This is a genomic window from Ruegeria arenilitoris (assembly GCF_013032445.1).
GTDB classification, from domain to species: domain Bacteria; phylum Pseudomonadota; class Alphaproteobacteria; order Rhodobacterales; family Rhodobacteraceae; genus Ruegeria; species Ruegeria arenilitoris_F.
Window position 1 is genome coordinate 26,986 of sequence record NZ_WQCA01000025.1, and the last position, 8,692, is coordinate 35,677.

Annotated in this window: 5 protein-coding genes and 1 pseudogene; all 6 read left to right on the top strand. The window is 55.6% G+C overall.

The window, feature by feature from the left end; translation table 11 throughout:
• Positions 1–24: 24 nt before the first annotated feature.
• Positions 25–1,284: a glucose-1-phosphate adenylyltransferase gene (glgC, locus tag GOW98_RS22365; protein ID WP_170336239.1), complete on the top strand. Its 1,260-nt coding sequence runs from the start codon at positions 25–27 to the stop codon at positions 1,282–1,284.
• A gap of 1 nt (position 1,285) precedes the next feature.
• Entirely contained in the window at positions 1,286–2,722 is a 1,437-nt protein-coding gene (glgA, locus tag GOW98_RS22370) for a glycogen synthase GlgA (RefSeq protein WP_170336242.1), read from the top strand.
• Entirely contained in the window at positions 2,719–4,824 is a 2,106-nt protein-coding gene (glgX, locus tag GOW98_RS22375; protein ID WP_170336244.1) for a glycogen debranching protein GlgX, read from the top strand. The genes glgA and glgX overlap by 4 nt, the downstream gene beginning before the upstream one ends.
• The gene (gene malQ, locus GOW98_RS22380; RefSeq protein WP_170336246.1) at positions 4,824–6,818 is read left to right on the top strand and encodes a 4-alpha-glucanotransferase; all 1,995 of its coding nucleotides are present in this window, start codon (positions 4,824–4,826) and stop codon (positions 6,816–6,818) included. The genes glgX and malQ overlap by 1 nt, the downstream gene beginning before the upstream one ends.
• Positions 6,809–8,440 (top strand): alpha-D-glucose phosphate-specific phosphoglucomutase, encoded by a 1,632-nt coding sequence (locus GOW98_RS22385; protein WP_170336248.1) that lies wholly within the window; start codon positions 6,809–6,811, stop codon positions 8,438–8,440. The genes malQ and GOW98_RS22385 overlap by 10 nt, the downstream gene beginning before the upstream one ends.
• 91 nt (positions 8,441–8,531) lie before the next feature.
• Positions 8,532–8,636, top strand: a pseudogene (locus tag GOW98_RS22390) (IS6 family transposase); the annotation flags it as partial.
• Positions 8,637–8,692 lie beyond the last annotated feature (56 nt).

Here is an 8,692-nt window from a genome sequence, read left to right on the forward strand (position 1 = left end):
GAACCATCATTGGGAGGACATCCGTTGAAACAAGATCGCCGCAGATTGGCAAATCAGACCATGGCCTATGTCCTTGCTGGTGGCAGGGGAAGTCGCCTCAAGGAAATGACAGATATCCGTGCGAAGCCTGCAGTCTATTTCGGTGGAAAGACGCGGATCGTCGACTTCGCGCTATCCAACGCTGTGAACTCGGGCATACGACGGATTGGTGTCGCAACTCAATACAAGGCGCACAGCCTGATCCGGCACCTGCAACGGGGCTGGAGCTTTTTCCGTGCGGAACGCAACGAGTCTCTAGATATACTGCCCGCGTCCCAACAACTGGATGAGGACAACTGGTACAAGGGCACCGCTGATGCAGTGACCCAGAATATCAATATCCTGCGCGGCTATGGGCCGAAGTACATCCTCGTGTTGGCTGGGGACCATATCTACAAGCAAGATTACTCACTGATGATCGAACAGCATGTGCAATCCGGTGCAAAGGTAACAGTGGGCTGCATCGAAGTTCCGCGTGAAGAAGCCAAAGGCTTCGGAGTAATGGACGTTGACGACACAGACAAGATTCTGAGTTTTGTTGAAAAACCCACCGACCCGCCGTCGATGCCGGGCGATCCGGATATGTCGCTGGCCAGCATGGGTATCTACGTATTCGAGGCCGAGTACCTCTATGACCTTCTTCATGCCGACGCTGTGTCGGAGACATCCAGTCACGACTTTGGAAAAGACATTATCCCGGCGATCGTCGCTGAAGGTGGGGCGATGGCCCATCCGTTTAGCCGATCCTGCGTGATGTCCGGGCTTGAGGATAAACCGTACTGGCGCGATGTGGGAACAATTGATGCCTATTGGCAGGCAAATATAGACCTGACCGATTTCAAGCCGGGTTTGGATATATATGCTACGGACTGGCCGATTTGGACTTACTCGGAACTGACACCTCCGGCGAAATTCATTCACAACGAGGAAGGTCGCCGCGGTCAGGCTGTGTCTTCGATGGTATCAGGCGGCTGCATAATTTCGGGCTCGTCTTTGTATCAATGCCTGCTGTTTACAGGGGTTAAAACCCATTCCTACTCGCAGCTGGAGCGCGTGGTCGCCCTGCCATACTGCGAGGTCGGACGCCGGGCATATCTGAAGAATGTCGTCGTCGACCGGGGCGTCAAAATCCCACCGGGTTTGATAGTAGGGGAAGACCCGGAACTTGACGCCAAGCGGTTCAGACGCACAGAAGGCGGTGTTTGCCTAATAACCCAAGCGATGATCGAAAAACTGGACCTGTAATATGAAAGTACTGATGGTCGCTTCGGAGTGCGCCCCATTCATCAAGACCGGAGGGCTGGCGGATGTGGTCGGTGCACTACCTGCCGCATTGTCCAAACAAGATATCGATTGTCGCATTCTGTTGCCGGCTTACCCCTCATTGCAGCCGTTGCTCAGTGACGGAAACCAAGTTGCTCAGTTCGATGACTTGCCCGGGGGATATGGTCAGCTTGTCTTAGTATCTTCGCAAGGTATTGACATGCTTTTGCTTGACGCCCCGCAATTGTTCGATCGTCCGGGCCTGCCTTACACGGACCCCAACGGCGAGGATTGGCCGGACAATCATCTGCGCTTTGGCGCGCTGGCGCAGGCTGCGACGCGGGTTGGATTGGATGGCATAGAAGCTTGGATGCCTGATATCGTTCACGCTCACGATTGGCAGGCTGCTTTGACCCCGGTTTACCTGAAACAGTCCGGTCGAGTGGCGCCAAAGTCGGTTTTGACAATCCACAACATAGCTTTTCAGGGGCGGTTCGGCCCACATGTCCTGTCCGAATTGGGATTGAGGGGAGACTGGTTTCATCCCGAAGCACTCGAGTTTCATGGAGATCTCGGGTTTCTGAAAAGTGGGTTGATATTCGCCGACCGGATCACGACTGTCAGTCCAACATACGCCCGCGAAATTCTGACACCACGTTATGGCATGGGTCTGGAAGGTGTTCTGAAATCCAGAGAGAGAATTCTCAGTGGTATCCTGAACGGAATTGACACCGGCACTTGGGATCCTTCCAGCGATCCGGCGTTAAATCGCGGCTACAACGCAAGAAGTCTGGGACGCAAAGCTGAAAACCGCGCCGGGATTGCAGAACGCGCTGGGCTGGACCCCGAGGCAACTGGTCCTCTATTTTGTGTCATCAGTCGACTGACCGAACAAAAGGGATTGGACGCATTGGCCGATGCAGTGCCGCATATCGTCGACCGTGGTGGTCAACTGGCCGTGCTTGGCTCAGGACAGGCGGCGCTGGAACAGGCCTTTATTGGTGCCAGTCAGCGGTTTACCGGTGCGGTGGGCGCTGTAATCGGATACGACGAGGCCTTTGCGCACCTTTTGCAAGGTGGTTCCGACGCCATCCTGATCCCGTCGCGGTTTGAACCGTGCGGTCTAACCCAACTTTATGGGCTTCGATATGGGACCTTGCCTGTCGTCGCACGCACCGGGGGCCTCGCGGACACGGTAGTTGACGCCAATATTGCGGCGCTCAACGCGGAATGCGCGACTGGTTTTGTTTTTGACGATGTGTCGGCAAGCGGTATCGAGGCCGTATTGGACCGGGTTTTTGACAGTTTTGCCGATAAGAAAAGGTGGCAAATGATGCAGCGCGCGGCGATGCGGCAACCCGTTGGGTGGGATCAGTCGGCGTTGGAATATGCTCAAGTGTATCAAGGTTTGTCTGAATGAAGGATATCGGGCCCGCGCAACTGACTATCCAATCGGGCGACCCGTCGCGGCTCGGTGCCCATTTCGATGGCGATGGCGTGAACTTTGCCCTATTTTCCGAACACGCCTCACGTGTCAATCTGTGTCTATTTGACGAGGATGGCAGAACTGAGCTTGCCCGACTCGCAATACCTGAACGTAACGGTGCGGTTTGGCATGGCTATGTTCTCGGCCTTAGGCCCGGCGCGCGATACGGATACCGAGTGGAGGGTCCGTTTGCACCGGAACGCGGACACAGGTTCAATGCCAACAAGTTGTTGCTTGATCCCTATACACGCGAGCTCCACGACCGTGTAACCCATGATCCGGCGATCCTCGGCTACTTGCCCAACTCTCCGTACGGAGATCTATCCTTTAGTGAAACCGATAGCGCGCCCTACGTCCCCAAATCCGTTGTCTCGCACCCTGACAGCTTCTTGCCGGATGCGGTGACGCTTGGAAGACGCTGGAACAGCACGTTCATCTACGAGGCGCATGTCCGGGGCGCTACGATGCTACACCCTGATGTCCCCGAAGCGTTGAAGGGCACCTATGACGGGCTGGCTTCACAGCCCGTTCTTGACCATCTGACGCGACTGGGTGTCACTGCAGTGGAAATTTTACCCGTCCACGCTTTCACGTCCGAAGGTGCCCTGCATGCGCGGTCGATGCGGAATTATTGGGGTTACAACACGATGGGTTTCTTCGCGCCCGAGCCCCGCTACTTCGGGCCATCAGGTGTTTTCGGGTTTCGCGCAATGGTTGACCGGTTTCACGAGGCGGGAATCGAGGTCATTCTGGACGTGGTCTACAATCATTCCGCCGAGGGCGATCATCTGGGACCTACGCTCAGTTTTCGCGGAATCGATAACGCCTCGTACTACCTACTGCCCGAGGGCCAACTTCGGTACTATGTCAACGACACCGGTACCGGAAACACGCTAAAGGTTAGGCATCCGTTTGTGCTGCGGATGGTGATGGATAGTCTGCGGTTTTGGGTGCAGTGCATGGGAGTCGACGGTTTCCGATTTGATCTAGCCACGACTCTGGCACGCGAGGCGCATGGGTTCGAAGTAGGCGGCGGTTTCCTGGACGCCTTGCGGCAAGACCCGGTGTTGGCAGGGGTCAAGCTGATCGCAGAACCTTGGGATGTCGGTCCGGGCGGCTATCAGTTAGGGCGGTTCCCGCCTGAATTTTCGGAATGGAACGACCGCTACCGTGACACTGTACGTAAGTTCTGGCGCGGCGAAGGACATTCGGCGCAGGACATGGGTTCGGCCTTGTTAGGCTCGGCGGATCTATTTGACACCAAAGGCCGGCAGGCCTCGTCTTCGGTCAACTTTGTCGCCTCGCATGACGGTTTCACACTGGCCGACACGACTCGCTACATTCAGCGCCACAATACCGCCAATGGCGAAGAAAACCGCGATGGGCACCACAGCAACTACAGCGACAATTTCGGTGTCGAGGGGGACAGCGATGATCCCGAGATAGTCGCCGCCCGTCAACAAAGGGTACGCAACATGCTGGCTACCGTTTTCCTCTCACAGGGAACTCCGATGTTACTGTCTGGCGACGAGGGCGGAAATTCGCAGAATGGCAACAACAACGCTTATTGTCAGGACAACCCGGTAAGTTGGATCGACTGGAGTACTATGGACGGTGACTTGGTCGAGTTTGCCGCAGCGTTATCAAGCTTCCGGTCCAAGCATCCCGTTCTGAACCAGAACCGGTTCCTGCACGGCGCTAAACGATCGGACGGGCTGCCAGATGTCGAATGGCGTGCAATGGACGGATCTACCTTGAATTGGCGCGACCCGGGACTGTCCAGCCTGTGTCTAATTCTGCGCGGCTGTGCCGAATGCGTGGCAGGCGATGCCCTTTCCGATACAGTCCTGTTGGCCTTTAACCGAGAAGATGGGGAGTTGGAGCTGCAGTTGCCACCAAATGGTGAAAGTGTTTGGTGGCGAGAAATTGATACTTCGGTCGTTCGCCAGTCATCTCGTGAGATGGGCTCGCCGACGACACGTATATCGGCAAATTCCGTAGTTGCTTTTGTCTTGAGAGAACGGTCTGCGGGTTGATGAGCAGCGACGACAAATTGCGACAGCTGGCGCAGGAGTGCGGTATTCACCTCGGCTATGACGCTTGGGACGGATCGCACCAGGCCACTTCACCGCCAACCCTGAAAGCTCTGTTGCGTGCGTTGAACGTCGAAGTAGACACGGAAAAAGCCATTGGCGAAGAATTGCGGGCGCGCTGTTCCAGACGGACAGCCAGAACGTTACCCGTCGAGCAAGTCATTCTGGCAGAGGAGCCGTTTGAATTTGCGCTGACCAAACCTTGTGAATGGCATGTACTGGATGACCAAGGTCACGAAATGCAGGCGGGTCGAAGCGATACCAGTCTGACGCTGAAACCTCTGCCCGTTGGTTATTTCACATTGGTTACGCGTGGATCGGGCCCCTGTGAAGAAGTATTCCTGCTGAGCCGCCCGGCACACGCGCCGACAATTGCAGACTTGACCGGGTTGCAACAGGCTTGGGGTGTGTCCGGTTCAGTTTTTGCGCTGCAGTCCCGAACAAACGGTGGATTGGGAAATTACGCGGATCTCGGTCAGGCGATGTCGCGCATCGGGCAGTCCGGCGCGACATATTTTGGGATCAATCCAGTCCACGCGTTGGGATGGGCGGCACATGATACAATCAGCCCTTATTCACCCAGTCACCGAGGTTTTTTGAACGTCGACCATATTGCGAGTGACACTCAGTTCGAAACCGGAACAATCGGCGAACTGATTGATTACAAGGCTTTTCGTAGGCAACATCGCCCAGCACTAGAGGCGGACTATGAACGATTCTGCCAAAACGCGACAACCGCAGACCGCAGCAAACTTCAGGCCTTTTGCAAAGCTGAGGGCCTTGAACTGACCCGATTTGCGACATTTGAAAGTACCAGCGAAACGCATGGTAGCGATTTCCGCAATTGGCCATCACAACTGCGTAAGCCCGAAGAAACTGCCCCTAAACCCCGGGACGGGTTCCACGCTTGGCTGCAATGGAAAGCTTCAAATCAGGTGGAAGCCGCCCAATTATGCGCAGTTCAATCCAGGATGGCGTTAGGTCTTTACCTAGACCTGGCGGTCGGCGCACGCCCTGGGGGCGCAGAGGTTTGGATGCATCAAGACCTGATCGCACGCGGCGTCTCAATCGGTGCTCCACCTGATCAGCTAAGTCCTGCCGGACAATCCTGGACATTGGCGGCTTACGCACCCAACAAACTTTCGGAAAACCGCTACGAACCCCTGCGGACATTGTTACGAAAACTGATGGCGCAGGCAGGGATCATCCGGATTGATCATGTTCTGGGCCTGATGCGCAGTTTCTGGGTGCCGGAGGATGGCAGTCCGGGCGCTTATGTATCACAGCCTTTCGAAGCGCTTCTTGCTGTTGTGGCCATCGAAGCCTCGTACAATCGCTGTTGCGTCGTTGGCGAGGATCTAGGGTTGGTACCTGTTGGATTTCGGGAGCGTCTTAAAGCATCGGGTCTCTACAGCTACGCGGTTTGGCAATTTGAAGGCACATCCGACGGCGCATTGCGGTCCGTTCAGGACTTACACCCGTTCACGATGGCCTGTTTTGGCACACACGATACTCCAACGATCAGGGGGTTCTGGCGCGGGCGAGATATCGAGTCGTGGCGTTCCATCGGATGGCTGTCGTCGGACGAGGCGATAGGGCTGCACGGCGCGCGGGCCATCCAGCGCAATTCACTACGTCAACACTCCAGCATTCCTCCGAGCGCGACGCTGGATGACGTTTGTCATGCAATCCATCGGGAATTGGGGAAGAGCCCGGCGGAGCTGGTTACGGTGCAATTAGACGATCTTCTGGGAAGCGAACAGGCCCAGAACCTGCCTGGCACGATAGACGAACATCCGAATTGGCGACGCCCCACATCTAAGGATGTCGAAACATTTGCCTGCGTTCAAAGTCTAAACAAAACCAGCAATTCGATGGGGTCGAAACGGAACCCAAGCGCTGTCCTTGAAGAAAAGGAAATTGATCCATGTCTATAGTATCACGTTCCTGCATACCGTTCTCGGGCCAAAAGCCGGGGACATCCGGACTGCGAAAAAAGACGCGTGTCTTTATGCAACCCGGCTATCTTGAGAGCTTTGTTCAATCTATCTTCAACGCTATCGGTGGCGCAAAGGGCAAGGACTTCGTTATCGGGGGCGACGGGCGGTTTTTCAATGCAGAAGCGATTCAGGAAATATTGCGCATGGCCGCGGCCAATGAAGCAAAGCGCGCGATCATCGGTCAGAATGGATTATTGTCAACACCTGCCGCGTCTAATCTGATCCGCAAGCGCGAGGCCGACGGCGGTTTTATTCTTTCGGCAAGTCACAACCCTGGTGGCATAGACGCGGACTTCGGTCTGAAGTTCAACGGTACCAATGGCGGTCCGGCCTCCGAGAGTCTGACAGAAAAATTCTATACGCATTCGCAGAAGCTTAGCGAGTATACCACGCTGGACGCTGATGACATCGATCTCAGTCGAGTTGGCGTTTCAGAGCTTGAAGGCATGGTTGTGGAAGTTGTCGACCCGGTGGCAGATTACGCAGCACTGATGCGCGAGATCTTTGATTTCAACAGGATCAGGGCACTGCTTGCCGACGGATTCACCCTGAGTTTTGATGCAATGCACGCCGTAACGGGACCTTACGCCACCGCAATACTCGAGGATGAATTGGGCGCTCCGAAGGGGTCGGTTCTGAACGCAGTTCCTTCAGTCGATTTTGGCAAGGGGCATCCTGACCCCAATCCGATCTGGGCCAAGCCGCTGGTCGACTTGGTTATGTCTCCCGATGGTCCAGACTTTGCAGCGGCTTCGGATGGAGACGGCGATCGCAACATGATCCTGGGCAAAGGTATCTATGTCACGCCCTCCGATAGTCTTGCCGTGCTGGCCGCCAATGCCCACCTCGCCCCGGGTTATGTCAAGGGGTTGGCTGGGGTCGCCCGCTCGATGCCAACCAGCGCAGCCGTTGATCGTGTCGCTGAAAGGCTGGGGCTGGACTGTTATGAAACGCCAACGGGCTGGAAGTTCTTCGGAAACCTGCTGGACGCGGGCCGCATTACGCTATGCGGCGAGGAAAGCGCTGGCACCGGCTCGGACCACGTGCGCGAAAAGGACGGCTTGTGGGCCGTGCTGCTGTGGCTGAACATTCTGGCCGAGCGCCGGATTTCAGTTCGTGACGTGATGGTAGACCACTGGCAGACTTATGGCAGAAACTACTATTCACGGCACGATTACGAGGCCGTAGACAGCGCGAAGGCTTCTCAGATGATAGCTGATTTGACCGACCGGTTGCCGAAACTCCCGGGAAGTGAAGTGGGCCGCCTTGTTGTGGCAACTGCGGATCAGTTTTATTATAAAGATCCGGTGGATGGTTCGGTCGCCAAAAACCAGGGCATTCGCATTGTTTTCGAAAACGGTAGCCGCGGCGTGATCCGCCTATCGGGAACAGGGACAGACAATGCTACGATCCGAGTTTATCTTGAGCAGTTTGTACCGAAAGATGGCGACCTGAAGGTGGAAACACAAACTGCTTTGCGCGACGTCTCAGACGCCTTGGCGCTGATTTCCAAGCTTCAAGAAAAATGTGGGCGTGCGTCACCGGATATAATGACCTAGTTTCATAGCGCCACACTGAAGGACGCGTTGGGGGGTGTTGTCAGAAGAACCTTTGCTTGAGCGGGGCAGGGTGGTTGCGTAGCTTTTACCCATGACCAGGCCTGCCTCATTCAAGTACTTCAAAACCAGTCCCGAGATCATCCGCCTTGCGGTGATGCTGTACATCCGTTTCCCATTGTCGCTTCGGAATGTCGAAGGGTCTTGTCAGAAGAACTTTGCTTGAGCGGGGTAGGGGTGTTGCGTAGCTTTTGC